Source organism: Agaribacter flavus (assembly GCF_042646125.1).
GTDB lineage: Bacteria > Pseudomonadota > Gammaproteobacteria > Enterobacterales > Alteromonadaceae > Glaciecola > Glaciecola flavus.
Genome location: NZ_JBHRSW010000005.1, coordinates 301,198 through 327,108, shown reverse-complemented (window position 1 = coordinate 327,108; position 25,911 = coordinate 301,198). Strand labels below are relative to the sequence as shown.

The window sequence follows — 25,911 nt, the reverse complement described above, 5'->3', positions numbered from 1 at the left end:
CGGCTGAGTATAGGGTATGACGTGTAAATTGTTAACAAAAATTTATTGACTTTACTGTTAAACTTATACAGATTACGCAGTTATTTTGTATAGCCAAGATGTTAGGGTTTTGTAACAATTGGTGTGCTTAGTATATGCGACAGCGTGATTTGCTTATCAGTTTATCCTTGTCGAACCCCGTCAACACTATCAATGAAAATAGGACATAAATGCAAGCGCTAGACTTACTTGTGATTGGTGAACCTCTCGGTGAACTACAATGGGCAGACAAACACAGTATTGATGTTAAGTTTGCCGGAGATGTATTAAACACTGCCATTTATGCAAAGCGCTTGTTCTCAAAAATAAGTGTCGGTTTACTCACTGCTATCGGCACAGACAGATTCAGCGAAAATTTATCCGAATTACTCGATAATGAATCATTAGACAGCAGTGGCGTTAAGGTTCTAGAGAACTCCACGCTTGGCTTGTATGGCATTGAGCTATCGGAAACGGGCGAACGGAGTTTTACATATTGGCGAAATTCATCAGCTGCCAAACGTATGGTTGAAGTCCATGAAGAGAGCTTCGCAAGCCTATTGGCAAACCCTCCCAAATACTGTTTGTTCACCGGTATCACCCTAGCAATTTTAGATAATGCTAGTCGAGAAAAACTCATTTCTTTTTTGTCGTCACTATCTGCAGCAGGCACATGCGTGGCGTTTGACCCTAATTACCGCCCAATCCTGTGGGAAAGCCAGGCGGTAGCAAAGTGGTGGATGGAAAAGGCATTCGGCGCAACAGATTTGTTGTTGCCTGGTGTAGATGAACTTGAATTACTTTTTGAACTTAAAGGTGTAGACGCGTGCAATGCATTGCTGTCTAAATTCGACATCAAGGAAGTGGTATTTAAAGCGGACGATGATGGTAATTTTGTGTACATCGATAATCAAAAAACCATACACATGCCCTTTGTTCCGGCAGAAAAACAAGTTGATAGCACCGCGGCTGGTGATTCCTTCGCAGGTGCCTATTTAGGCTCTAAAATAAACGGCGCCGATCACCAAGTAGCGCTGCACAATGCACGTCAAACTGCCAGTACAGTTGTGCAATATCAAGGTGCAATTATCTCTGAAGATATTTGCGAACTTCTAAAAAATAACCAGTTAAAATAGGTATTCAGACAATGAGTAATAATGAAAAGCCCCTAAGCTTGGCTTCAAAAAGAGCAATAGAGCGCGGTTACGATACAAAAAATTCTGACTGGATGGTTGAGTTTGACGTAACACCATTAAAGGGTGACTTTGCGTTTGAAGAAGGGGTAATTCGACGTGATCCTTCGTCGGTGATTCTTGTTGATGGTAAATACCACGTTTGGTATACCAAAGGTGAAGGTGAAACAGTCGGTTTTGGAGGGGCTATTACCGATAAGGTATTTCCGTGGGATTTAACAGAGGTCTGGCACGCTACTTCAGAAGATGGTGAAACATGGAAAGAAGAAGGTCCAGCAGTCAAGCCCGGCGAAGCAGGGCGTTTTGATGACAGAGCTGTATTCACACCTGAGGTTTTGGCGCATGATGGAAAGTACTACTTACTCTATCAAACCGTACAAACACCGTACACGAATCGTCAAATTGAACAAGTGGCTATTGCTTGGGCTGATTCGCCTTACGGCCCTTGGAACAAATCTGATGCACCGATTCTTAGTCCTAGTCAAGATGGTGAATGGGACGGTGATGAAGACAGTCGCTTTAAGGTGAAAAGCAAAGGTAGCTTTGATAGTCATAAAGTCCATGATCCATGTTTATTGTACGTAAACGGCAAGTTTTGTTTGTACTACAAAGGTGAAACTATGGGGGAGGGCATGAACTTTGGTGGTCGTGAGATCAAACACGGTGTTGCGTTTGCTGATGATCCGCTTGGACCCTATACAAAATGTGAGCTCAACCCGATTTCAAATAGTGGTCACGAAGTCGTTGTATGGAATTTTGAAGGTGGCGTGGCCAGTTTGTTAACGACAGATGGTCCTGAAAAGAACACGGTTCAATTTGCCGAAGACGGAGTTAACTTCGATATTAAAGCACACATCAAAGGTGCGCCAGAGGCAATCGGCTTGTTTAGAGATCCAGAGGCTGAAACATCTCAACGCCCAGGTTTATCTTGGGGCTTGTGCCATAAATATGATGCATCATGGAACTGGAATTTTATTTGTAAATATAAGATCCGTAGACAAATATTGGATTCTGGGACTTATCAAAACAGCAACTAAGTTTGTGAGCTTTTTGCTCACAAACCTTAACAAAAATATAAAGCCAAGGTTTTAAATTGACATCAAATTACCATTTATAGTCATTATTTGTGTATTTTTAACCTCAAATTACCATTAGCATCTCACAATAATTTAACAAGGCGACGTTTTCTTTAAGTGTGATATTCATAAAACACTTGAAGAGGACATAGTCTTTAGCAAACCTGATTGTAAAGAGAGTGAATATGGCTTCTAATAAATTAAATGTAAGCGAATTTCCTGACGCATTTGCCGATAAACGTGCTGAAACGGGTATCGGCCACATGGACGACCAAAACGATCCAGTTGACATGGTGCTCAGACTAAAAGACCTAAGAAAAGCTGCACATAACGCTGCCACTTTTCAATCAGGTGCCAAGCCCGGTCGAATTGTTATCCCATCTGAAGTTGCGATCCGCGAAACTCGACAAATACCTTTTGAAGTCGATCCGCCAGAGCACAAAGGCTACCGCGATCTAGTTGACCCTTGGTTTAAACGCCCATTGGAAAAAAATTATCGCGAGAGACTACAGGCTATTATCGATGAAACTATCGATACTGCATTAGCAGCAGACAGTGTGGATGTGGTCTCTGAGTTTGCATTACCTTTACAGTCAAAAGCCTTGACCTTGTTACTCAATACACCCATGGACAAAGCGCAAACCTGGATTGATTGGGGAACCCATGTTTTCCGCAGTGAAGATTCAGATTTGGATGGCGATAAGGCCAGTATTCTTTACGATTACATTGATGAGGAAATCGACAAGGCAATTGCGTCTCCTGGTGAAGACCTCTATTCTGTGCTCCTTGCCTCTGAAGTAAACGGTAAGCGTTTAACGAAAGAAGAAGTAAAAGGTGTGATGATACTCACTTTTGCTGGCGGTAGAGATACAGTAATTAACGCAGTGACAAACACTATCGCTTATTTTTCAGAAAATATCAGTGACTTAAAACGCATCAAAGATGAGCCTGAGATTGTCAATCGCGCTGTAGAAGAACTCATTCGATATTTTGCGCCGCTTACTCAAATGGGGCGCGTCGCCACTGAAGATGCTGTTGTTTGTGAACACGCAGTTAAAGCAGATACTCGAATTTCTTTGTGTTGGGCATCAGCAAATCGCGACGAAAAAACATTTGCTGACGCGAACAAAGTCGATTTTGACAGAAAAGTTAACCCTCACGTTAGTTTTGGTTTTAGCCACCACAACTGTCTAGGTGCTACTCATGCACGTCAAATTTTACGTCAGTTAGTGGTATCCTTAGCTGAACGTGTTGAATCATTCGAAGCATTGCAGGCTGATGAAAACATCGAACAACTCGGTGAATTTTCTCGTAAAGTAGGGTTTAATAGCCTACAAATGCGTTTTTCTGCAAAATAAGCTTAAATTATCAGGAGTAAAAAATGGCAAAAGTAATTTTTATCACGCAAGCAAATGAAAGAGAAGAAGTGGAAGGGGACAGCGGTTCATTAATGGAACTTGCTGTGCAAAATGGCATTTACGGTATCGACGGTGATTGTGGCGGTGTGTGTTCGTGTGCAACCTGTCATGTATACATGGAAGCTGATGACTACGCGAAGTTAGGTGCTCCAGAAGAAGTCGAAAGTGATATGTTAGAGCTTGATGATAATGTGACCGAATATAGCCGTTTGTGTTGTCAAATTCCGGTTTCTGATGAAATCGATGGCATGACATTTACTGTTGCTCCAAAGTAAATTTAAGGCAAGTGTAAATGCAAAGTACTGAAATGAATGAAACTGATGTAAATCAAAATGTTGTTGTCATAGGTGCCAGCCACGGTGGCGTAAACTTTGGTTTTTCGCTTCGTCAACAGGGGTGGCAAGGAAGTATAACGCTCGTTGACAGTGATCCCGAGTTACCGTATCACCGTCCGCCATTATCGAAGAAGACCTTACAATCTGAAGAGTGTTTGTCTACACCACTCAAAGCAGAAAAGGCTTATACAGATAGCAAGATTGATTTGCGCCTTGGGGTAACGGTTGACGCAATTGATCGTGAGAATAAACAACTGACGCTCAATGGTGGCGAAAGCTTGCCATATGACAAGCTGGTCATTGCGACAGGTTGTTCTGCGTTTATTCCACCTATTCCAGGTTTACTTAGTCAGAGTAAGTATTTTGCTATGCGCACCTTTGCCGACGTTCAGGCAATTCAGGCTGCGCTCAACGAAAGTAATGATAAGGAAGTCGTGATTATTGGAGGCGGATATATCGGCCTCGAATCAGCCTCGTCTTTTGTATCTTTGGGTGCCAAAGTTACGGTTATTGAGAAGCAAGAAAAAATCTTGTCCCGTGTGACCTCATCGGTTATGTCTGAGTTTTTATCCGATTTACACGTAAGTAAAGGCATTGCACTAGAGACAGGTAAAGACGTTGTTGAAATTAAACAAGTTGGCTGTAAGCAACTTGTTGTTTGTGGTGATGGTAGTGAGTATTCCTCCGATTTTATTTTGGTAGGCGTGGGTGTTCGCTTAAATACACAACTCGCTATAAATGCAGGGTTGGTGGTAGAAGAAGGCATAAAAGTCAATGGTGTTTGCCAAACTTCCGATCCAGATATCTTTGCGATTGGTGATTGTACGAAGCACTACAGCACTGTTTATGACCGTTGGATCCGCTTGGAGTCTGTGCAAAATGCAGTTGATCAAGCGAAAGGCGCAGCCCAATTTTTAGCAAAAGGCACAAGCCCAGCACCTGTCGTTCCTTGGTTTTGGTCTGACCAATATGAGTACAAGTTACAAATTGTTGGTTTATCCCAAGGTTATGACGAGTTGGTAGTGCGAAAAGAAGATGAAGGTCAGTTTTCTGTCTGGTATTTCTTGGGTGAGCGCTTGTTGTGTGTAGAAGCAGTAAACCACACTAAATCTTACGTACTGGGTACCCAGATCATCAAAAAAGGCTTGTTAGTCGACAAAGCCGCTATCTCTGATAGCAGTGTTGCGTTGTCTAAAGAACTAATAATAAAGCAATAAGCAAAACCAATCAGAGCTGACGCCTATATTGATGAGGCGTCATGTTAAAGTGCTGTTTAAACTGACGAATAAAGTATGATGGGCTAGAAAAACCCAGATTGTAAGATATGTCAGTGACAGAATCGTCAGATTGACTGAGCATTCTAGCAGCACTATATAATTTATGTTGAACGAGATAGTCGGAATAAGGCACTCGAAAGTGCTTTTTAAACAAGCGCGAAAAATATGAGGGTGACAAGTGACATTTTTCAGCTGCTTGCTCCAAAGAGTAATGAATAGTTAACTTATTCCTAAATTCGTCAACAATCGGAGCCAGCTTTTTAAAACCCGTGCTTGCGGATAGATGAGTTTGTGCATTCGTCATACTACTTTTACCATATTCGCAAACAAAGGTAATTAGTGTAATCAGCAACTGTGTACACGTTGCACTTTTGGGATTGCTATTGTATTCGCTTAGCATCCAAGCCAGCAATTCGTGTATCCGAGTTTGTGCACTTTTATCGAATTGAAGGTGTAGACCTGTTTTTAATAATTCGGAAAACTGTGCCATCAAAGGCGCATTGAATACATCAGGCACAAACTGCACTATGTACCAAGATTTGGCTCTTGGGCTGAGTTCGAAATTATGAGTTTCCATTGCGGGTGTAAAGACCGCATCGAAATCAGACAGTCTTGACTCACCTTGATGATAAAAATAGGTGCCGTCAATTTGTTCAAAAAAAATGAATTCGTGTACTTGGTGAAAGTGCACAAAACAAGAATAACTATCATGCTGAAGATGGCTTACATGATGAATTTCAAAATCGTAACCGTCTTTAATACTGAACGGTTCGCAATATATCGTAGGTTGCTTCATTGATATCTAAACAATTATTTTAGATAAAAAGTGTAAAATGAGGAGTCAGCATTTACAAGTTTAAGGCTACAATTGCGGGTCGAAAGCGCGTTTTTTCTTCGATACTGTCAATATTAGATTGCTAATAAACCTGTGACTCCGTGATTGTTATAAACTTAAGGAGTGTAAGATGGCCGTTCAACGTTTAGAAGTATCAGGGAGCAAGTTTTCGCCGGAAAACTTTGTTACCTTGACGGTGTATAGTAGCCATTTAAATGGGCGAGCTGATATTTCGGTATATCGTGAAGCCTCAGAGAGTAAAGATTTACCGATTGTCATTTTATTACACGGTGTATATGGCAGCCATTGGGTTTGGTCGCAGTTAGGTGGTGCGCACGAGGTGTACGCGACCTTACGCAAAGCGGGCTTGCCAGAGTGCGTGTTGGTTATGCCTTCTGATGGCGCACATCAAGAAGGTAGCGGTTATTTGCCTTTAGAAAACGCCAACTATGAAAAATGGATTGTTGAAGACGTGATCGATGCCGTTATTCAAACACAGGATATGTGTTCTAAAGATTCAAGTGTTTATATTTCGGGACTATCAATGGGCGGTTATGGCGCGCTAAGGCTAGGGGCTAAATATCCTTCTGTTTTCGCAGGGATATCAGCGCATTCTTCGATCACGCAACTGGATGACTTTGTCCACTTTGTTGACGAAAAAACGCGAGAACCTTTGAGCAAACATAGCGACGAATACAACGGCGATGTGTTCGACACCTTAGTTGCCAATCAAGACAAGCTTCCTCCATTGCGTTTTGATTGCGGAAAAGATGATGTATTGTTTGAAGCTAATCAAGCACTTGTTGCCAAACTAGAAAAAACAGATATCACTTTTTCTTTTGATGCATTTAGTGGCGAACATGCTTGGGAATACTGGAATGAGCATTTGGCAAAAACCCTGCAATTTTTTGCGGATCTGGAAGCCAAAGATAAGGTGTAGATTTTGCGTATGCTTGTGTCGTCTATACAGTGCTTGCTTCTGTAAGACAAAGAAATCCGCAAAAAACACCTCGGAATAAATAAAAAAGCCGCATCAACCTAAGACTGCGGCTTTTTTTTTTGTGCGTCAGTGCCACTAGGGCGCACGTTATAAATAAATCCTGTCTTTACTCTTTTTCAAGCCGTTGTTGATACATGTTGTAAGTCACGTCTTTAACAGCATCTATTAGATGAGGGTAGGGGATATCCGCGACATTAACAAAACCAATGTTTGCGTTCTCACCATCGAATGCCCGCCCAGTAAGAGGTTCGTCAACATATTGAAACCAATGAGCGCCAACCATATAAGGTTTAGACAAAACACTTGCCATGTAGTCCTTATACATTTGTGCACGATCCTGTTGGTCTGAGGCATGCACTATCCCAGGATTAAACATACCCGAGTCAGAAGACGTACCTATATGGAATTCACCGATAACCGTGGGTAAATCTACTTCTTCCAAAAAGTCCCAAGCATGCGGCTGTACACCTTCTTCATATATGTTGAAACTGAGTACATCGGAGTATTTTAATGATGCTTTGATTATTTCATCGGGCATGCCCCAGTTGGCCATACGCGCACCCATGTATAGGTGGTTGGGCAGGGCTTTTTCTAGAGTATTGTGCACGACAACAAAATATTGTTCGCCCAATGCTTCTAGTAAGCTAGACAAATCAGCTACCAATTTATCTGAATATTCAGTAAACTCAACACCCGCATCTAAAGCAGACCAATCCGCTATATTTGTGTTCCATGCCTTGTTTAGCGCGTCAATGCTGCCGTACTTTGCTTTTAATCGCTCACTAAATGCCGCTTTTGCTGGGCTGTCTTGTACCGATTTTGACAGTGCATCTAAAATCACGCCATAACGCTGAGGAACAGTCCCCGTGCGCTCTCCCCAACTTTTTTCATTATCAATAAAGATACCTGCACACCAAGGCGAGCCTTTCACCTTCCTCTTTAATACATCAATGGTGTATTGAGCGCGTTCAGCGAACACAGGATCGAAGGGATCGGGCATTAACCCCCAGTGATTCTTATAACCAGATAAGGTTTTAAAATCGCCAATTATCCATCCATTGGCAAAGTATGGTACTTGCTTGGCAGCATAAAAGGCCGGATCAACCCAGTTACCAAATGAAGTAAATCCCCAATCGCGCATTCTATCAATTGTTACCTCTTCCCATTTTCGCAAATAGGATTCATTGCCATCGTTACCATATCGCCTATGCAAATTTGCTCGATAAAAACTGAATGTTTCACCATAGGGAATCGCGCCTTTGTGAGTCGAACGACGATAACTGTAGTGTTCAGCTAAGGGATGATCATAATCCGGTAGCCAAGTAAACATATCGTTTCGAAGTGGTGAGATAACATAATTTTGCGCTTTTATATCATTGGGTATTTTAATGATACCCATCGAATCTTCAGGTGTTACTTCTTCTGCGCGTCGTTTGCGGATTTCCGGTGCATCATAGTCAATACCAGTAAGCGTAGTCATATTCGCCATGCGAACATTGGCAGGACCGTGAGAGAAAAATACATAACCTTCTGGGTCAACCATCCACCATTTTCCGTCTACTTTTTCGGTACGAAAGTAACCGGTAGCTTCTAATTTGGGACCTTTAGTATAACCACCAAATTTTGAACGGTGTTCAGGACCTTTTGATGCGGCGAGGGCAGCAAGCTCTGCATTAGCTAAGGCTTTTAATTCACTCTCAGACTTTACTTTGCCTGCATAGTCCATCATGGTATTTTGACCAAACTGGTCAACTATGCCTTTCATCCAGTTTGGATCAGATGGTGGGTTTTTTCTGATGCGTAGGTTGTTTATTTCCAAAGTTTTGTCTTCTAGCGTGCCGATCATGAAAATATCGACTTTGGCTAGTTTAGATAAGTCTGGTTTGCCGCTGCGCCAAGAGCGCCAGACCATCATCGTGCCTGCATCTGGCCAGATAGGGGCGTCACCCCAAAGCCCTGTTTCAGTTTCAGCTTCCATTCCCGTAATCGGAACAAAAATAGTACCTTCAAAGCCTTTTGCTAAACTCAAAGAGTGACGCTGGCTTTTACCCTCTGGGTTTTCGAGCGATAAGTACAAGTGCGCCGAACTCTCACTCACATTTTTCACGTCAATCGCAATGTTATGAGCAGGTAAGTTTGATAAATCCCAAGGACTATCAGGTTCAATACGCATTGTTGGGATACTTGCGTCCTTGGAGAATATCACTTGCAGTTTATTTTTGGAATCTAGATATTGGGTCTCTATACCGTCGAGGTCGACTTTGTGCGCTAATGCCTCCTCAGAAAATGTGATTAAATCGGTAAGAACCTGCTCAGTACCAGCAATGGCCTCGTTTGTCTGAACGTTTTCTTGTTCATTGGCCAAATTAGCTTCGTTTTGACAAGCGCTGATCAAGAGTGTTGAACTTAAGATGAGGCTAATATTAAAAGACAGTTTAGATATTTTGTGCAGCATTATTGATGATTCCTGAGTTCTGATTTGCAGTATTAATATGCAAGGTAATGACTATCCCGATCATTTTTATGATAACCAAAACTTCTAATTGTTAGCAATATGCTGTTAACAATAAACAAACATTATTTAAATGAAATGTTGCAAAATGAGTGAGTTGTTAAAATCCTCTGTATTAATTTTAACAAATTGTGTGTAATATGTATTTTTAAATGTGTTATGACGGTTGCATTAACTGATCTAACGGTTAAAAATAACATCATAGTCGAGCGCGCTGGCAGCGGAAAGCGAGAGTGCGTGATGAAAAACAGATCAAACAACTTCAGCCACCTTCATGGTGTATACAGTTGTTCGATAAACACGGCGGGTAAACAGTGAAAATAACGGACGTAAAAGCGTATGCATTCTGGGCGGGTTTTAGAAATGTATGTGTGGTAAAAGTAGAGACAGACGAAGGCATATACGGCTGGGGAGAATCTGGGCTTTCCGGACGGGAAAAAGCAGTAATGGGTGCCATAGAGCACTTCAGGCAGTTTTTAATCGGTCAGGACGCGTTTAACATAGGCGGTATGTGGCAAGAAATGTACCGCAGTCAGTATTTTGAGAGAGGGAGAGTCCTCAGTGCTGCTATTGCTGCTATAGACATTGCGCTTTACGATGTGAAAGGTAAGGCCTTAGGCGTCCCTGTTTATCAGTTGTTGGGTGGAAAACAACGAAATCAAATACCGCTATTTGCCACGAGTATCAAACCCCATGGAAGAGAAGTGGTCGACGATGCAATTCGTCTTTACCAAGAGGGTTGGCAATGTATTCGTTTGACTACCGGTGAGCATGGCGATAGCACGAAGCCCACTCGTTACGAGCCACGCGATGCGCTGCCACTGGCCGCAGATAGCCTCAACAGTATTAGAGAAGAGTTGGGCAATAAGGTGGTGTTAGGCATTGATTTTCATCACCGTCTATCCGTGGCAGAAACTGTCTCCTTTACGGAAAAGTTAGCACCCGGCACGCTCGATTTCTTGGAAGAGCCCATTCGAGCTGAATCGCCCGAGGCATATAAAATGCTGCGTCAAATGACAAATGTTCCGTTTGCTATTGGAGAAGAATTTACCAGCAAATGGCATTTTGCTCCCTTTGTAGAATCTAATTTGACCAACTTCGCTCGGATTGATGTGTGCAACGCAGGTGGGTTTACAGAGTCAATGAAAATAGCAGCCATGTGTGAGGCACACTACATTGATATGATGCCGCACAATCCTCTAAGCCCTTTATGTACCGCTGCTTCTATTCATTTTTGTGCGGCAATTAACAATTTGTCTTGGTTAGAAATTTTGGAATATACAGACAATAACGGTGATTACGACCGTTATTTTGTTAATGCGCCAGTCATAGAAAACAACATGTTGCAGGTATTGTCAGTGCCGGGCCTAGGCATTGACGTTAACGAAGAACTAGTAAAAGAACAGTCATTCAAGTTTTGGGAAGCGCCACGTCTACATAAAGATGATGGAAGTTACACAAATTGGTAATGGTTGCTAATTAGAACAATAATTAAAGTGAGTAGAATTATGCAAGACGCTGAGAAGTCGACGCAAGAATCGACCCTTGCCACGGAGCAAGAAGTCGCTAAAAAAGGGCGCTACGGTATTCTCGCAATGGTGTTTATCACCGTTGTGATTAACTATATGGATCGCACAAATATTTCTGTTGCCGCAGGGGCGCTTAGTGAAGATTTGTCGCTTACTACTGTGCAAATGGGATTGATTTTCTCTGCTTTTGGTTGGACCTATTCTATTTTTCAAATCCCAGGCGGCATTACAGTTGATTTGATAAAAATTCGTATTTTGTATCCATTTATTCTTACTGCTTGGTCGATTGCCACCATTGTTCAAGGCTTAGTGAGCTCCTTTGCCGCTTTGGTTGGTTGTAGAATGGCAATCGGTGTTTTTGAGGCACCCTCATACCCATGTAACAATAAAGTGGTCACCCAATGGTTTAACGAAAATGAGCGCGCCGGCGCGATTGCCGTTTATACCTCTGGGCAATTCATTGGTTTAGCCTTTTTACTTCCTGTGTTAGCTATTATTCAAGAGTACTTTGGTTGGCGTGGTTTGTTCATTATTTCTGGCGTGGTGGGCATAGTATGGGCAGTGGTTTGGTACATTCTTTACCGTGACCCCGAAGACAACACAACAGATCAAAAAGCCAAAGTAGAAAAACAAGAGGAAGCACCGGCGGTAATGGAAAACACGAAGTTTACCGTGAAAGACATTGCGAAAGTGTTCATGGTAAGAAAATTGTGGGGTGTTTACATTGGTCAATTTTGCTTGGGTGGCGTGTTGATGTTTTTCCTTACTTGGTTCCCCACTTATTTAGTTGAATACCGTGGCTTAGATTTTATTAAGTCAGGATTCTTAGCTTCTATTCCATTTTTAGCGGCGTTTTGTGGCGTCTTGGTGTCAGGATTTGTATCAGATGCCTTAACACGTAAATGGGGAGTATCAAAAGAAGTCGCGCGCAAGGCTCCTATTATCGCTGGCATGTTACTATCAACGAGTATCATCGGTGCTAACTATACTGACGACACATTTTGGATCGTGACCTTTTTATCTATTGCTTTCTTTGGGAATGGCTTGGCCTCTATTGCATGGATATTTGTTTCACTGCTATCACCCAAGCGATATTTAGGCTTGGTCGGAGGCGCTATGAACTTTATTGGTGCGCTTTCAGCTGTATCTGTGCCTGTTATTATCGGTTTTCTAGTCAGTGGTGGTGACTTTAGACCTGCTTTAGTGTTTATTTGTGCTTTAGCGGTTGCGGGAATGTGTTCTTATTTATTCCTAATCGGAAAAATTGAAGAAGTAAAATTGGATTAAACGACAGAGAAGTATATGACCTTATCTAGACAAGGAATATTAGCGCAAATTTTACAAGAACGCGTAGTCGGTATTGTAAGATTAAAAGAACAAAATCAAGTAGCTGAGTGCTTAGCGTGTTTGATTGAAGGGGGAATGCGTTGCTTAGAAATTACGTCTAATACTCCTGGTTATGTTGAAGAAATTGCAAAAGCACGCGCACGCTTTCCAGACATCTTGATTGGTGCGGGGACGATTACCAATGCTGAAAAAGCCCATCTCGCGGTCGAAGCGGGCGCGCAGTTTTTGGTGACGCCCAATATTAACGAAGACGTTGTTAAGCTTGCCCACGAAGCTGATATCCCCGTGCTAATGGGCGCTTTAACGCCAACAGAAATAAATCTTGCAGTCGAGTGGGGCGCTGATATTGTGAAACTTTTCCCAGCGGGTGATATTGGTATTGGTTACTGTAAAGGGATCATGGGACCGTTTAATGATATCCCTTTGATGGCTGTGGGTGGAGTCAGTAAGGAGAACGTGGTTGAATGGTTGCAAGCAGGTATTGCCGGTGTGGGAATTGGTAGTCAGCTATGCCGAGCAGTCAGCAACGAAGAAGACAAACGTGAACATACTGAATATGTGAAGGGGTTCATGCGCTTAGTTAAACAATCGACGCAACATTAGATGACCACTATGAAGATAAAAGACTTAAAACTAGCAATCGCATTATGTGTGATTTTCTTTTCACTCCGATCTCATGCAGGTCCAGATGTTGAGATAGTAGACAAAGAAGCCCTAGCCATACTATCTGCAGACGCCAAGCTAGTTAAATTGGCTGAAGGCTTTAAATGGACAGAAGGCCCGCTTTGGGTCGACAAAGACGGTGGGTATTTGTTGTTTTCTGATATACCCAATAACCAAGTGCTTAAATACAGTGATCAAGCAGGCTTATCGGTATACCTTGAACCGTCGGGCGCAACGGGTATTGCGCCACATGATTCTAAGCAGGGATCGAATGGTTTGCTGTTAAACAACGAAGGGCAACTCGTTTTGCTTCAACAAGGTGATAGACGCGTTGCGGTAATGGATGCACCGTTACACTCACCCGTGCCTAAATTTATTACTCTAGCAGGGGAGTTTGACGGTAAACGATTCAACAGTCCTAATGATGCGGTTTACCACAAAAATGGTGATTTATATTTTACTGATCCTACTTATGGGCTGACGGGCGGTGCAGAGAGTCCTCATCGAGAGTTAGACGTTATGGGTATTTATGCCGTTTCGCCGGATGGTTCGGTCAGATTGATAGACGACAGTATCAAATTCCCAAATGGTATTGGTTTGTCGCCCGACAACCGCAAGTTGTACGTGGGTGTATCGGACAATGAGATGCCGCGTTGGTATGCATTTGATCTGGACAAGAGCGGGAACGCGAGTAATAAACAAGTGATATATGATGCCTTTGAATACAAGAAAAAATCGGGGCAGCCAGGGTATCCCGACGGCATGGCAGTGAGCTCGAAAGGCATTATCTTTGGCACAGGGCCAGGTGGTGTATGGGTATTTTCACCAGAAGGCAAACTCCTAGCCAGAATTCAAACAGGCAAAGCAACGGCAAATTGTGCCTTGTCGGCAGATGAAAAGACCTTGTTTTTAACTGCCCATGATGTGGTTTATTCCTTCCCTCTAAAGTGAGAGTCCAAGGTGAGGGGGTTGTCGTTTAGCTCCTCCCTCAGCGCGGTACATTTTCTAAAATTTGTTAGTCTGCCTTACATTTTCTGACATTATCACCGCATTTTCTGATTTATATTGATGCTATAGTTTTCAAAAGGATGAAAACTTAGATGACTTATGTATAAGGTTATTACTCAAACAAAATTTTTACTGATTCTACTTTTAAGTACCTTTCTATTGGCCTGCTCGAGCGGGAAGCATAGTCGGCTCACTCCGCCCTTAGAAAATCAGTCGCTATCTTCTTATATTGAGAGTCAAGATTTTTCAGGTTCGATTCTAGTCGCGAAAAAAGGCGATATATTGTTAAGTCGAGGTTTCGAATATGCAACGCGTAGAAGTGATATTAAAAATACACCACATACTGAATTTCGTATTGGTTCCATTTCCAAGCAGTTTACTGCGGTGGCTATCCTCATGCTTGAAGAACGTGGTTTGCTGTCAACAGAAGACCCAATATCCAAATGTATACCGCAATTTCCTGATAGCGACAATATTTTGATAAAGCACTTATTGAACATGACCAGTGGCATTGTTAACTATACGGAATTGCCTGAGTTTATGGGCTTTAGAAAGGATAGTCACACGCCCGAGTCGCTGATTAACATCTTTAAAGATGAATCAAAACTATTTGCAGCTGGACAGCAACTTAAGTATTCAAATTCTAACTACGTACTACTAGGCTGTATTATTGAGCTAATTACGGGTATGACTTACGCAGACTTTATTCAAGAAGAAATTTTCAATAGACTGGATATGCGAGACAGTCGCTATGGCAGTGATGTTATTGGCTTTGGGAAGGTTGCGCAGGGGTATTTGCATGATATGCCGGTCGCCACGATTTCTATGACTGTGCCTTACGCGTCTGGGGCTTTGTCCTCTTCTGTTAGTGATTTATATAAGTGGCACAAAGGGTTGAGCGAACGTTCCTTGATCTCCGAAGCATCTACGCAAAAAATGTATAGTGTTGGATTAGCTGACTATGCTTTTGGCTGGATAGTCTCGAAAAATAGCGAAGGAGAACCATTCTATCAACACGGAGGTGGTATTGATGGCTTTAGTAGCCACATACTGCGTTCGGAACAAAGCGGTTATTTTATTGCTGTTTTGTCAAATGATCAGGCATTTCCGACAGGGCAATTGGCTCAAAATATTATGCAAATCATTCACTAGTGTTTTTAGAAAGATGATTTGCTAAGCTAATTTTGACGATAGTGCCTTATGATGTTTTCACCTCTAGACAGGTCGCTAATAGTTCTCAGAAGGGCCCGGGTTAGGCGCTTCAGGCACCGCACTCACATCAATTTTAGGAAACGCTTCATGCCAATCATTGATCGAAGTTTGGCGTAGGTCGTCTATAAAAGCATCAATGCGATCAGTATCAACCGAATGCATCACAAATATGTGCGAATAAGAGCGTTGTTGTTGCTTGCCTTCCGAAATGGGTACCCACAGTCGATTAGTATCGAGCGACCATTTGTAGTTTAACGTTTCGTTAACTAGCCGAAAACGAACAGTTAAACTCAATTTGGAACGAGCTATCCATAAATTAACATCGTCACCAAACTTTTGTTTCAACTCGGCTTCAAATTTAAATAGTTCAGTTTCTAAGTAAGCGGCGACTTGTTCAGTCTGTAAAGCCTTTTGCATATTGTCTTCGTAGCTCATTCTTGAGAAATAGTCCCAAAAAATCATGGGTGAAAAGGCTGACCTAGAGCCGCCTAATGTTGTATCAGGCGTCCCCAAAAATGAAGCCGCTGCATCTGGTGGTGTAAGTTGATAAGCGGTGCGAGTTAGAAATACACCGGATGGCCATGGCCCGCCCAACCATTTATGCATAGAGCAACCTACGCTCATTACAGCAGGATTGCGAAAATCAAATATGGGACCTTTATATTCAATAAGGCCGCGATTATATGCCATTTCTACAAAAGGCAGATAAGCGGCGCCGAGAGCACCGTCTACATGTAACCAAAAGCCGCGGCGGATGTCATATAGTTTTTGTCCATCATCTCCAATCCCGTAACAAACTTTACGTTCCCACAACCAAGGATATTGTTGCCCGAGCGTTTCAAACATTGTGTTGATCGCAGGAACATCATCATAAGCACCTTTCCAAGTGGTGCCTAAATTTGCCACAACTATCGGAGGATAACCACGAGATACGAAGAATGAAACAAGCTTAGTGAGTTCTTCAACTCTAACCGAACCAGACTTTGGGTTGTCCTGATCGTAATCATGTGAAGGCACCATGTCTGGCCAATCACCATCTTGAGTTATAGGGCACTGCCCAGGGTATAATTTGTCGCCAAGTTGTTTGAACGTAGGCAGTTCTAGGAGGGTAGCTGCTTTTTCGACTGAATAGTGTACATCTTCTGAATAAAATATAACGGGAGAGTAAGCGTTTTCGTTGTTATTGTCATTTTCGATTGGTTCACTTGTAACGAAGTGGTGCCCTCTGGTTTCCCTACCTCTGCGTGTAATCGATGCTATTTTGTCTTGCGACTGCTGCTTCTCCAGCAATGAACGCCCTTTTAAGTAGTCTCTTGCATTGTACAAACCATAAATGTTACCTTCCGTGAAGCCCATTGTAAGAACATAGCCCCAATAACGCTGTCCGGCATCTTCTTGTTCCGAGTCTTCTGTGTGCGGCCATTTGTTATTCCAAAGTGCAGCAAAATAATCTAACACCGCACGTTCGCAAAACTTTGAATTTAAGGTATAACGTCCGCTGCTGAACGGGTCGCCAATATTGTTTGCATGCATATCCAAAAGATAGGGATAACGCCCTGCATAATCTTGGTCTTGGTTACCCTGAAAACCCGCAAAACTTGCGTGCTGCGTATCAATAAATTCTTTAAATTGAGCGAGCGCATCATCCCGCTCAGCATCATTCAAACCCGTCGGCGGAATTTCAAATTTGCGATAATCAATCTGTGGAAATGAACCCACAACATCCGATGGCGGCACGCTAACGTACACCTCGTTTGGGTCATTTTCGGGTGAGCTAATTTCTGCTCCTGCTGGTACTTGCTCACACCATGCGATTTGCTTAGGTCCGTAAGGAACACGGCTATTTTTAGACATACCATTCTCCAGTTTTCAGTAACCAAGACGCCCTCCGTTGAACATCCTCCGACTGCGTTACGGTCAAACGGTAAGCCGAAACGATTAACTATACTTACTTCAAGTCAGGCATCGATTCGACTAAAAAGGTTTCTCTAAAACATTGCTTACTTGTTTTGACTTGTGAAATTTCTTCTACGAGTAACTTTATGCCAATTTAATCTTTTATTGGATAAAATAAAAGATAATTAGGCTTGGAAATCTACCTCAATTCAAAGTAATAAATACCACTTTCTATCTCGGTAGAATAATCGTAATTTTCGCGATTTATAATAAACTTTGATGCGTCCTCATTACCAATCAAAATACCATAAAAACCTCTCATGACACTGCTTCCTGATTGAAATACATGAGCATCTAAATCTGTATCATAATGATATTCTTTGAAACCTAAAGCCAGCATTAATGTGATTAGCTGGTCTAATGTTGACTTCGAAGGAATAAAGTTATCGGTGTTTAACTCTATTAAATTTATCCAATTCATGTATTTTTGTGTGGAAGCGCTTTTTATGTACTCATTGTAATGCCCCCCTTCAGGCGGTACACCATAGCTTTGTGCCGACACATTAATGATTACACCGTTGACAATAATTAGGTCATCACTCAGGTTAATTAACTGAGATACCCTTTCATTATACATCATGGATGAAAGCGCGGTTACTTTATCACTTTTTGATTTCTCTGAATAATACTCTTCATTGTATGAGGGAGTGCACGAATTTGTAAAAAATATAATTGTTAAGATGAAAAATAATCGCGACATTACCACGTCCTGTTATGGCAAAGAGTGCTGTTGTGGTCAGTAGAACAACTATATAGATAGTTTGCAAGCGCTTAGCTTCTTCTGATTGCTTTGCTAATTCGGTGTTCTTCCTCTAAAGCTCAACCCCCGCCTGTTTTGCTCACAAAAATGTTCATTCAAATCGGAGAATAACTGACGAAACAGCCCACTCAGCTCTTTGCTGCCGTCTTTATTGGTAGGAAGTGCCTTTGCCAAATCAACTAATATTATTTTGGGCTAGTGCTTTATGTTGACTGTGAGTATTCAAACTCAGGTTGGCACACCGCGACAAGGGCATAAATGAGGAAGTCCATTGTCGCTGAGGATACTGGGCTGCGATGACCGACTAAATTTTAAGCGCAGCGAGTATCTCCATATATGCTAACTAGACTCCCTACAATTCAAAACAATTTCTTTGACACCGGCGACAAAGCAGTCGTTTCCATCATAAGCTGTTGCTTGTATGTTCATGTGTTTGCACGCGAGCAAATAACGCTCGTTCAAATGCTCGGAGCCGACTATAGCCACTTTTTGCCCCACTTTTGATTGCAATTCATGCCCTATAAGCATGCCAGATATGTAGTCGGCTACTTCGCTTTCCTGAATCTGCGCAAACAGCATATGTGTTCTGGCTAAAAACAATCGATGGGTCAATTGTCCGTCTTGGGCGTCGTTGATTCCGCGATAAAACGCAGTGCTTGAAAACTCATGTTTGTCAGCTTTTTCACTTGCCAGAATACTGTGTTTATCTAAGATGGAGAATAATTCTCCTGTCATGTAAGTTGCAAAACTGAGGATCTGGCCTTGTTCAAACACGACGTGTTTGCTGTGCGTGCCCGGAAAAACAGCTTCGAATTGATGGGCTTTCAGTAGTGATGCTAAACCAAAAATTTGTATTTCTTCGCCGCGCATGACGTCTTTGCCAATCGACGATGTATAACTGACACCGGGTACAATTAGGGCTTCTGGCCCCCATGGCAATTGGAAATTAAACAAAGAGTGACATAAGTCTCCAGCGCTCATGGGGCAGTTGACATAATCAACATTATGCCAACCTTTTGCTGAACCAACCATTCCGGCCATGATGATTGGCATAGCTTTATAGTCGGGTTGCCATTTTTCTAGAATGGACGCAAGAGCGCGAGCAAAGTTGCCGTCATTGATGGACAAAAGCCCAATGTTCGCGGCAGTTTCACTGATCAACTCGTTGTTGCTATCAAGCAAAAAAGCACGAAAATTGGTCGTTCCCCAATCAATAACAATGACTTTAGAGTTTTTGTTTATCATCCATTATGCTCACAAATTTGCTTTTAATCTTACGGTTATTACACACAATTATGGCCTGTTGAGCCTAGCTTTGCAATTTTTAACAAGCATTGGGGGCTTTCATATCTGGGCGGGATTAGCCTGCGCTGAATAGTCATGCCAAATGTAAGCCCTAGCCAAAAAATGGCTACTTGCTGTTACCGAAAAACCGCTTAATTTGTCGGTGTAATAAGTGGCATAAATCGGTTACCATACACAGGTTTGTCAGTAGTTGAGTGTTCAGTGTTTTGCATAAACAAAAAATAACTCAGGCCTCAGTCCATCATAGCGATGCCAGCAAAAAAGCGAATGAAATTGCGCTTCCTGAAGAGGTGGCAACAGCGATCGAAATCAATGGCATCAGCTTTGTTGTGATGATGCTCACGCCTTATGATATCGAAAATTTTGTTCATGGCTTTTTGTTTACCGAAGGTATTGTAGATAACACTTACGACATTCATGGGATAGAGTTATCCAGCAGCACTGAGGGTATCACCGCTCACTGTGAGGTGGCGAAGCGTTGTATGCAGGGTTTGCAAAATCGTCTCAGAGCAATGCGAGGTGCGGGCGGTTGCGGCGTTTGTGGCACGCAAGCTTTGTCCCAAGTTTTTCCTGAATTACCTCGTTATGCAGCTTCATCTGTTGCGAAAACGATTTCCCTCGAATCAAATCAATTACGTCAATTGCGCAAAAGGGTAAATAAATTTCAGCAACGCGCACAAAATAGTGGTGCCATGCATGCTGCATTTTGGCTAAATACTGACTTGGATATTGAATACTGTCAGGAAGACATTGGTCGCCACAACGCTTTAGATAAACTGATCGGCCGGTTAAGACTAAATAATGTAGGGGCTGAGGCTGGCGCAGTACTGATAACCAGTCGGTGTGGTGCTGAGTTGGTGCACAAAATCGCGCGTTTTGGCACGAGTGTTTTGATCAGTTTCGCCTCGCCAAGCGACTTAGCCCTTAAACTAGCCAAGACATACAATATAACGCTTATTCATGTTCCCAAAACAGACGAGCCGCGAATTTACTAAATTTAGAGAATGCTATGAAAGACAACAAGATCACAATTAACAAGCCGAATAAAGCGGGGGGGATGCCTTCAGTGACATCTACCTTCAAGCAGCTTGTGCAAAGTAGGCGTGTCAAAAGCAACATTAAAAACTTGTTGAAGGTAAATAAAGCGGGGGGCTTTGATTGCCCCGGATGTGCATGGGGTGACAGCACTGAAGGGATGCTGCATTTTTGTGAAAATGGTGCCAAGGCCATTGCTTGGGAATCAACGGAACAAACCGTTGGACCTGAGTTTTTTGCCAAGTACAGTGTACAAAAACTCAAAAAACAAAGTGATTACTGGCTCGAATACCAAGGCAGGCTGACACATCCGATGCGTTATTCTAAGGAATCAGGGCACTATGAAGAAATTTCGTGGCAAGATGCCTTTGCGCTAATTGGCTCAAAACTTAAGTCATTAGCGTCACCGAATGAAGTAGAGTTCTATACATCTGGCCGTGCAAGCAATGAAGCCTCATACCTATATCAATTATTTGGTCGAAGCTTAGGCACAAATAATTTTCCTGATTGTTCTAATATGTGTCACGAAGCAAGTGGCGTTGCTTTGTCAAAATCTGTGGGCGTGGGCAAAGGCACCGTGGTGTTGGACGATTTTTATGCCGCTGATGCGATATTTGTATATGGGCAAAACCCAGGCACCAATCACCCTCGTATGATGAACGCCTTGCGCAAGGCGGTAAAAGGTGGTTGCAAAATTATCACTATTAATAATTTAAAAGAGGTCGCCTTAGAAAAATTCGCCAGTCCACAAAATCCGGTTGAGTTGTTGACATCAAAATCGGTTGATATCAGTCATTTATATTTATGCCCAAAACTAGGTGGCGATATGGCTTTTATTCGCGGCTTAGCTAAAACTATCTTTGAGCGTTACCCAGACAGTATTCACTGTGATTTTGTCTATGACCACACGCAAGGCTTTGAAGATTATGCCAAAGCCGTTAAGCAAACTTCTTGGGAGAGCATCGTTGAGCAGTCAGGTATAGACAAACAATCAATCATGCAGGCTGCCAATGTTTTTGCTCACAGTAAACGCGTTATTTCGACTTGGGCAATGGGTTTGACACAGCATAAACACTCTGTTGCCACCATCCGTGAAATAGCCAATTTACATTTATTGACCGGACAGTTAGGTAAAAATGGGGCGGGTTTATGTCCTGTGCGTGGGCATAGCAATGTGCAAGGAAATCGCACAATGGGTATCAACGAAAAACCGCCGCAAGCTTTACTAAATAACTTGAGTCGCGTGTTAGATCACGCTATGCCGCAAGAGCATGGTCACAATGTATATGCTGCTTTAAAAGCTTTGCATAACAAACAAAGTAAGGTCTTAATTTGTTTGGGCGGTAACCTGGCGGCAGCCGCACCGGACACTGAATTTACTCAGCAAGCAATCCGTGCAGCCGAGCTTAACGTGCAGATTAGTACTAAACTGAATAGGACGCACTTGTTGGTTTCGGAAGATGCCTTGATATTGCCTTGCTTAGGACGCACGGAAGTTGACCAGCAAATGGCAGGCGAGCAAAAAATTACCGTAGAAGACACTTTTAGTATGGTACATGCATCGGCGGGGAATACCGCACCTATATCTTCGCTTTGCATGTCAGAAACCGCGATTGTAGCCAATATGGCTCATTCAACCTTGGGGGCAAATCCCATAGACTGGTTAGATATGGCATCTGACTACGATAAAATTCGCGATCTTATTGCCCAAACAATAGAGGGCTTCGATGGATTCAATGAAAAACTTAATCAACCCGGTGGCTTTCACCTCGTCAACGCTGCCGCTGAATTAAGATGGAATACTGCTTCGGGCAAGGCTAATTTTTCAGATGACGCTTTGCCTGACTCTCTCTTCTCGATGGCGACTGAGGCCTTATTGCAGGATAACAAAGCAACGGTGTTGACTTTGCAAACCATGCGTTCGCACGACCAATACAACACAACTATTTATGGTATGGACGATCGATATCGTGGCGTGAAAGGAAACCGCAATGTGCTATTCATGCACCCAAAAGACGGTGAAAAACTTGGTTTGGTCGACATGGAACGCATTTGTATTCGCTCCATATGGGAGGACAATGTTGAACGCCAAGTTAAAGGCTTTACTGTACAGTTTTACGACATACCACGTGGTAACGTAGCGGGTTACTACCCCGAATTGAATCCACTTGTCGCTTTCGACAGTGTAGGAGAAGATTCGTTTACCCCGACTTCAAAGTCGATTCCGGTAATTATTGAGAAAGAAGATACGACTACTATTAGTGTCACACAGTCATAGATTAATGCTTAAAAACTAAGCACTTCTGCCGATAGGTCTAACAAAGGTCAATCAATTCAAGCCTAAAGGCAGATGCATGAATGGCGTAGCGCTATCATTTTCAGAAGAACATAGCACTGTACTCGCGACAGTGTCTCCCAACGAGTGTGACGCGTCACTTGAAGCTGATCTACTAAAAAAGTTTATCCAAAAATCTGAGTTTGGTCACTACTTCATTAAAGAAGATGCAGTAAACAGCTTAGTGGCAAACGCAAAAAAAGCATCGGGAGAAGGCAAGGTCGAGGCTTTTACATGCCCTGTTGCCGAATTAAAAGACGCTGAGATTAAGGTCAAAATTAGTGAAGATGAAATGGAAGCGAGTATGACCGTTATCGGTGCATTTGGTGGTGCGATACCCAAACTTGCCAATTTCCATCAAGCGCTAGCTGACAAAGGTATTGTGCGAGGCTGGAGTGTCAAAATCATCAATAAGCTCGTAGAACAAATAAAGAGCTTACAGCCGGGTAGAACACACAAAGAAATCATTGCTAAAGGCTTACCGCCGAGAAAAGGTAAAAATTCCAGAGTGCGTCCACTAGTAGAAAATGCACTAGAACGAGTACTTCAACCCAAAAAAGCGGAAGGCAACAAGGTAGACATGCGTGATTTGGGGGAGATCATTTGTGTCAAACAAGGCGATACAATCGCAGAAATATTGCCTCCTTCACAAGGGCGTTCCGGATTTACGGTGACGAATAAAAAAATCCAAGCAGAGCGTGGCGATGAATGCGAAATTAAGCTTGGCGAAAACACCGAACTCAGTACCCAAAACAAACAACTTATCATTGCCAGTATCGACGGTTTACCGAAATTTTTAGAAGGTGTAATGACTGTCGACAACACATTTATTTCTAAGGGTGTTAACGTCAAAACAGGGAATGTGAATTTCAAAGGTTCTGTCATTGTGAATGGTGATGTCACGGAAAATATGAAAATTTTTGCCAGTGGTGATATTATGATTAATGGCTTTGTTGAGTCAGCAATCATTGAATCCGAAGGCGACATAATTATTACTCAAGGCGTAATGGGTAAACCCGATGTCGATGATTGTCGGCTTATTGCAAAAGGGGAAGTAGCGCTTCAACACGCGCAAGGTGTTTACATTGAATCAAAGGGCGCAGTACGTGTGATGAAACAGATAGCGCACAGTGAAATCCGGTGTATGGACAATATCTACGTTGGCCGAGGCGAACAACCACAGGGCAGTATATTTGGCTGTCAAATTGTCAGTTTTGGGTATATCGAAGCGGGAAACGTGGGAGCAGTATCAGGCAGTAAGTTAGAGGTTGACTTTACTGAAGGCTACGACAAAATTACCCGTCGGTTAGAAGGGCTTCGAGAGATGCGCAAAGATTTAGCCAGCACCAATGCTGATCACGAATTGCAATATGCTCAATTTAAAAACAAAGAGTACACACCAGAGGTACAAGAAAAAGTAGACACGCTAAAGCAAGCCTTGGAAGAAGAACGAGCTTTGTTGCAGTGGCTGCAAGGTGTTGAGCAAGAAAACGTGGAGAATTTAGCAAACTACCAAAAAAATGCCAAAATTATCTCTCGCTCACATTTGTATCCCGGTGTATCAGTTAAGCTAAGTAAGCTCTTGTATGTGACTGATAAAGAATTGTCCGATGTTTGCCTATGTTTACGCGAACATGAGTGGAAAGTTGTAAAATTTAAAGGATAAACGGAAATAGACCGTCAACAACTGAAGCGGCAAGATTTGCAGATGTGGTCGCTATCACTACCACTTCGGCTAGTTTAGATGTATTCTCGACTATCAATATTCCCATTTTCTATATACTGAATGCGTGACCATATATCTCGATTGTTTGCCAGCAGTCAAAAAAAACAGCGATTAATCGTCGGCCTAATGAGTGGCACATCGCTAGACGGCCTAGATATTGCGCTTTGTCGGATTAAAGGGAGTGGTATCAGTACAGATGTCGAAGTATGTGAGTTTATTTCGATAGCGTACCAAGCAAAAATGAAAAAGCGTATTCAACGCGTTTTTGCCCAAAGGCGCGTGGATATGATGGAGTTGACCATCCTCAATGAAGAAATAGGCGCTTTACACGGTAAGCTGGTTGCGGAACAGTTGGCTGAGTGGGGGATTCAACCATCTGAAGTTGATTGCATTGCCAGTCACGGACAAACGGTTTTCCATGCGCCAAGATCTTTTCATCAACAAATGCACAGACCGAATGCCACCTTTCAAATAGGCGATGGCGACCATGTCGCTAAAGCTTGCGGAATCACTACATTATCAGATTTTCGTCAGCGTCATATTGCAGCTGGAGGAGAAGGCGCGCCATTAGCTATGTATGGCGACTATCTATTGTATGCGTCTCAAGAATGTAAGCGCTGTCTAGTCAACATTGGTGGTATTGCTAATTTGACATATATACCAGAGGGCGCAAATTTTGAAGACGTGGTTTGTTCTGATTTGGGACCGGGAAACACCTTGCTAGATGCCTATGTGAGGAAGTATTTTACCCCCCTAAGTTACGATAAAAACGCTGAACTTGCGACTAAGGGAGAGCCGATACCCGCTTTACTTGAAGCGCTGTTAGCACACCCTTTTTTCGAACTCAGTATGCCTAAAACAACAGGGCCAGAGTTATTTAGTTTACAGTACTTAGAAGACCTAATGGCATCAATCCCAGTTGTTATTGAAACAACAGACTGCAAGGCGAAAACCCCGAATGGCCTAGCTAAAACCGCTAAGGTTTATCAGCATGTTGATGTGCTGACAAGCTTAAGCATCCTGACTGCAAAGTCGATTGCTAAGGGGATTAAAGCCTGCATTAAAACGGCAAATAAGATGGAACAAAGCGCGGTGACCAAGGTAGAAATATATATGAGTGGTGGTGGGGTACATAATCCTCTAATCATGAATAATATACGGGATTTATTACCCAGATATAAGGTGCAAACTACCGAGACTTTGGGTCTAGACCCTGATGCCAAAGAAGCTGTGCTGTTTGCCTTACTTGCAAATGAATGCTTGGCTGGTAGCAATGCAATGGAATCACATATTAGCCAAAATACTCACGACAAACCCGTCGTTTCAATGGGAAAAATATGTTTTCCAGATTAGCGCGTTTATCTACCGCGC

The 25,911-nt window shown here is 42.6% G+C and carries 20 protein-coding genes; 15 read left to right on the top strand and 5 right to left on the bottom strand.

What is annotated here, in order from left to right; genetic code table 11:
• Nucleotides 1–209: 209 nt before the first annotated feature.
• The 5 genes from ACFOHL_RS03560 to ACFOHL_RS03540 all read left to right on the top strand — a co-directional run bounded on the left by ACFOHL_RS03560 (nucleotide 210) and on the right by ACFOHL_RS03540 (nucleotide 5,257).
• Entirely contained in the window at nucleotides 210–1,154 is a 945-nt protein-coding gene (locus ACFOHL_RS03560; protein ID WP_376918817.1) for a sugar kinase, read from the top strand.
• Between the two features lie 11 nt (nucleotides 1,155–1,165).
• Nucleotides 1,166–2,248: a glycoside hydrolase family 117 protein gene (locus ACFOHL_RS03555; RefSeq protein WP_376918816.1), complete on the top strand. Its 1,083-nt coding sequence runs from the start codon at nucleotides 1,166–1,168 to the stop codon at nucleotides 2,246–2,248.
• A gap of 224 nt (nucleotides 2,249–2,472) precedes the next feature.
• Nucleotides 2,473–3,645, top strand: a complete 1,173-nt coding sequence (locus ACFOHL_RS03550; RefSeq protein WP_376918815.1) for a cytochrome P450 — start codon at nucleotides 2,473–2,475, stop codon at nucleotides 3,643–3,645.
• A 23-nt stretch (nucleotides 3,646–3,668) separates the two neighbouring features.
• Nucleotides 3,669–3,980, top strand: a complete 312-nt coding sequence (locus ACFOHL_RS03545) for a 2Fe-2S iron-sulfur cluster-binding protein (protein WP_376918814.1) — start codon at nucleotides 3,669–3,671, stop codon at nucleotides 3,978–3,980.
• 17 nt (nucleotides 3,981–3,997) lie between these two features.
• Nucleotides 3,998–5,257 carry an NAD(P)/FAD-dependent oxidoreductase gene (locus ACFOHL_RS03540; RefSeq protein ID WP_376918813.1) on the top strand — a complete coding sequence of 420 codons (1,260 nt, stop codon included), beginning with the start codon at nucleotides 3,998–4,000 and terminating at the stop codon, nucleotides 5,255–5,257.
• 10 nt (nucleotides 5,258–5,267) lie between these two features.
• On the opposite strand, the gene ACFOHL_RS03535 is transcribed toward ACFOHL_RS03540, so the two are convergent.
• Nucleotides 5,268–6,113, bottom strand: a complete 846-nt coding sequence (locus ACFOHL_RS03535) for a helix-turn-helix transcriptional regulator (RefSeq protein WP_376918812.1) — start codon at nucleotides 6,111–6,113, stop codon at nucleotides 5,268–5,270.
• Nucleotides 6,114–6,282: 169 nt separating this feature from the next.
• Between ACFOHL_RS03535 and ACFOHL_RS03530 the strand changes: the two genes are divergently transcribed.
• The gene (locus tag ACFOHL_RS03530) at nucleotides 6,283–7,092 is read left to right on the top strand and encodes an alpha/beta hydrolase (RefSeq protein ID WP_376918811.1); all 810 of its coding nucleotides are present in this window, start codon (nucleotides 6,283–6,285) and stop codon (nucleotides 7,090–7,092) included.
• Nucleotides 7,093–7,258: 166 nt separating this feature from the next.
• Here ACFOHL_RS03530 and ACFOHL_RS03525 read toward each other — a convergent pair whose 3' ends face one another.
• Nucleotides 7,259–9,607 carry an agarase gene (locus ACFOHL_RS03525; RefSeq protein ID WP_376918810.1) on the bottom strand — a complete coding sequence of 783 codons (2,349 nt, stop codon included), beginning with the start codon at nucleotides 9,605–9,607 and terminating at the stop codon, nucleotides 7,259–7,261.
• Nucleotides 9,608–9,978: 371 nt separating this feature from the next.
• Between ACFOHL_RS03525 and ACFOHL_RS03520 the strand changes: the two genes are divergently transcribed.
• From ACFOHL_RS03520 to ACFOHL_RS03500, 5 genes are all read left to right on the top strand, one after another.
• Entirely contained in the window at nucleotides 9,979–11,133 is a 1,155-nt protein-coding gene (locus ACFOHL_RS03520; RefSeq protein WP_376918809.1) for a mandelate racemase/muconate lactonizing enzyme family protein, read from the top strand.
• A 39-nt stretch (nucleotides 11,134–11,172) separates the two neighbouring features.
• On the top strand, nucleotides 11,173–12,480 hold the full coding sequence (locus ACFOHL_RS03515) for an MFS transporter (RefSeq protein WP_376918808.1): 1,308 nt from the start codon (nucleotides 11,173–11,175) through the stop codon (nucleotides 12,478–12,480).
• Between the two features lie 15 nt (nucleotides 12,481–12,495).
• Nucleotides 12,496–13,143: a bifunctional 4-hydroxy-2-oxoglutarate aldolase/2-dehydro-3-deoxy-phosphogluconate aldolase gene (locus ACFOHL_RS03510; RefSeq protein ID WP_376918807.1), complete on the top strand. Its 648-nt coding sequence runs from the start codon at nucleotides 12,496–12,498 to the stop codon at nucleotides 13,141–13,143.
• Between the two features lie 9 nt (nucleotides 13,144–13,152).
• The gene (locus ACFOHL_RS03505; RefSeq protein WP_376918806.1) at nucleotides 13,153–14,154 is read left to right on the top strand and encodes an SMP-30/gluconolactonase/LRE family protein; all 1,002 of its coding nucleotides are present in this window, start codon (nucleotides 13,153–13,155) and stop codon (nucleotides 14,152–14,154) included.
• Between the two features lie 156 nt (nucleotides 14,155–14,310).
• Nucleotides 14,311–15,363: a serine hydrolase domain-containing protein gene (locus tag ACFOHL_RS03500; RefSeq protein ID WP_376918805.1), complete on the top strand. Its 1,053-nt coding sequence runs from the start codon at nucleotides 14,311–14,313 to the stop codon at nucleotides 15,361–15,363.
• 75 nt (nucleotides 15,364–15,438) lie between these two features.
• On the opposite strand, the gene ACFOHL_RS03495 is transcribed toward ACFOHL_RS03500, so the two are convergent.
• From ACFOHL_RS03495 to ACFOHL_RS03485, 3 genes are all read right to left on the bottom strand, one after another.
• A complete protein-coding gene (locus ACFOHL_RS03495; RefSeq protein ID WP_376918804.1) occupies nucleotides 15,439–17,277 on the bottom strand; it encodes a pyridoxal-dependent decarboxylase in 1,839 nt (612 codons plus the stop codon).
• A 241-nt stretch (nucleotides 17,278–17,518) separates the two neighbouring features.
• Entirely contained in the window at nucleotides 17,519–17,959 is a 441-nt protein-coding gene (locus ACFOHL_RS03490) for a hypothetical protein (RefSeq protein ID WP_376918803.1), read from the bottom strand.
• 519 nt (nucleotides 17,960–18,478) lie between these two features.
• Nucleotides 18,479–19,384, bottom strand: coding sequence for a 2-dehydro-3-deoxygalactonokinase (locus tag ACFOHL_RS03485; RefSeq protein ID WP_376918802.1), 906 nt, complete (start codon nucleotides 19,382–19,384; stop codon nucleotides 18,479–18,481).
• Nucleotides 19,385–19,650: 266 nt separating this feature from the next.
• Here ACFOHL_RS03485 and fdhD point away from each other — a divergent pair, with 266 nt between their 5' ends.
• From fdhD to ACFOHL_RS03465, 4 genes are all read left to right on the top strand, one after another.
• Nucleotides 19,651–20,439: a formate dehydrogenase accessory sulfurtransferase FdhD gene (gene fdhD / locus ACFOHL_RS03480; RefSeq protein WP_376918801.1), complete on the top strand. Its 789-nt coding sequence runs from the start codon at nucleotides 19,651–19,653 to the stop codon at nucleotides 20,437–20,439.
• Between the two features lie 14 nt (nucleotides 20,440–20,453).
• Nucleotides 20,454–22,757, top strand: a complete 2,304-nt coding sequence (locus ACFOHL_RS03475) for an FdhF/YdeP family oxidoreductase (RefSeq protein WP_376918800.1) — start codon at nucleotides 20,454–20,456, stop codon at nucleotides 22,755–22,757.
• 76 nt (nucleotides 22,758–22,833) lie between these two features.
• A complete protein-coding gene (locus tag ACFOHL_RS03470; protein ID WP_376918799.1) occupies nucleotides 22,834–24,480 on the top strand; it encodes a DUF342 domain-containing protein in 1,647 nt (548 codons plus the stop codon).
• A gap of 120 nt (nucleotides 24,481–24,600) precedes the next feature.
• Complete coding sequence (locus ACFOHL_RS03465; RefSeq protein ID WP_376918798.1) at nucleotides 24,601–25,893, top strand: anhydro-N-acetylmuramic acid kinase; 1,293 nt, start codon at nucleotides 24,601–24,603, stop codon at nucleotides 25,891–25,893.
• Nucleotides 25,894–25,911: the final 18 nt, after the last annotated feature.

Coding starts and splice junctions, on each gene's coding strand:
- ACFOHL_RS03495 (WP_376918804.1), bottom strand. CDS start 17,277: ATGTCTAAAAATAGCCGTGTTCCTTACGGACCTAAGCAAATCGCATGG.
- ACFOHL_RS03465 (WP_376918798.1), top strand. CDS start 24,601: ATGCGTGACCATATATCTCGATTGTTTGCCAGCAGTCAAAAAAAACAG.
- ACFOHL_RS03555 (WP_376918816.1), top strand. CDS start 1,166: ATGAGTAATAATGAAAAGCCCCTAAGCTTGGCTTCAAAAAGAGCAATA.
- ACFOHL_RS03510 (WP_376918807.1), top strand. CDS start 12,496: ATGACCTTATCTAGACAAGGAATATTAGCGCAAATTTTACAAGAACGC.
- ACFOHL_RS03540 (WP_376918813.1), top strand. CDS start 3,998: ATGCAAAGTACTGAAATGAATGAAACTGATGTAAATCAAAATGTTGTT.
- ACFOHL_RS03530 (WP_376918811.1), top strand. CDS start 6,283: ATGGCCGTTCAACGTTTAGAAGTATCAGGGAGCAAGTTTTCGCCGGAA.
- ACFOHL_RS03515 (WP_376918808.1), top strand. CDS start 11,173: ATGCAAGACGCTGAGAAGTCGACGCAAGAATCGACCCTTGCCACGGAG.
- ACFOHL_RS03525 (WP_376918810.1), bottom strand. CDS start 9,607: ATGCTGCACAAAATATCTAAACTGTCTTTTAATATTAGCCTCATCTTA.
- ACFOHL_RS03560 (WP_376918817.1), top strand. CDS start 210: ATGCAAGCGCTAGACTTACTTGTGATTGGTGAACCTCTCGGTGAACTA.
- ACFOHL_RS03545 (WP_376918814.1), top strand. CDS start 3,669: ATGGCAAAAGTAATTTTTATCACGCAAGCAAATGAAAGAGAAGAAGTG.
- ACFOHL_RS03485 (WP_376918802.1), bottom strand. CDS start 19,384: ATGATAAACAAAAACTCTAAAGTCATTGTTATTGATTGGGGAACGACC.
- ACFOHL_RS03470 (WP_376918799.1), top strand. CDS start 22,834: ATGAATGGCGTAGCGCTATCATTTTCAGAAGAACATAGCACTGTACTC.
- ACFOHL_RS03500 (WP_376918805.1), top strand. CDS start 14,311: ATGTATAAGGTTATTACTCAAACAAAATTTTTACTGATTCTACTTTTA.
- ACFOHL_RS03550 (WP_376918815.1), top strand. CDS start 2,473: ATGGCTTCTAATAAATTAAATGTAAGCGAATTTCCTGACGCATTTGCC.
- ACFOHL_RS03490 (WP_376918803.1), bottom strand. CDS start 17,959: ATGATGTATAATGAAAGGGTATCTCAGTTAATTAACCTGAGTGATGAC.
- ACFOHL_RS03475 (WP_376918800.1), top strand. CDS start 20,454: ATGAAAGACAACAAGATCACAATTAACAAGCCGAATAAAGCGGGGGGG.
- ACFOHL_RS03535 (WP_376918812.1), bottom strand. CDS start 6,113: ATGAAGCAACCTACGATATATTGCGAACCGTTCAGTATTAAAGACGGT.
- ACFOHL_RS03505 (WP_376918806.1), top strand. CDS start 13,153: ATGAAGATAAAAGACTTAAAACTAGCAATCGCATTATGTGTGATTTTC.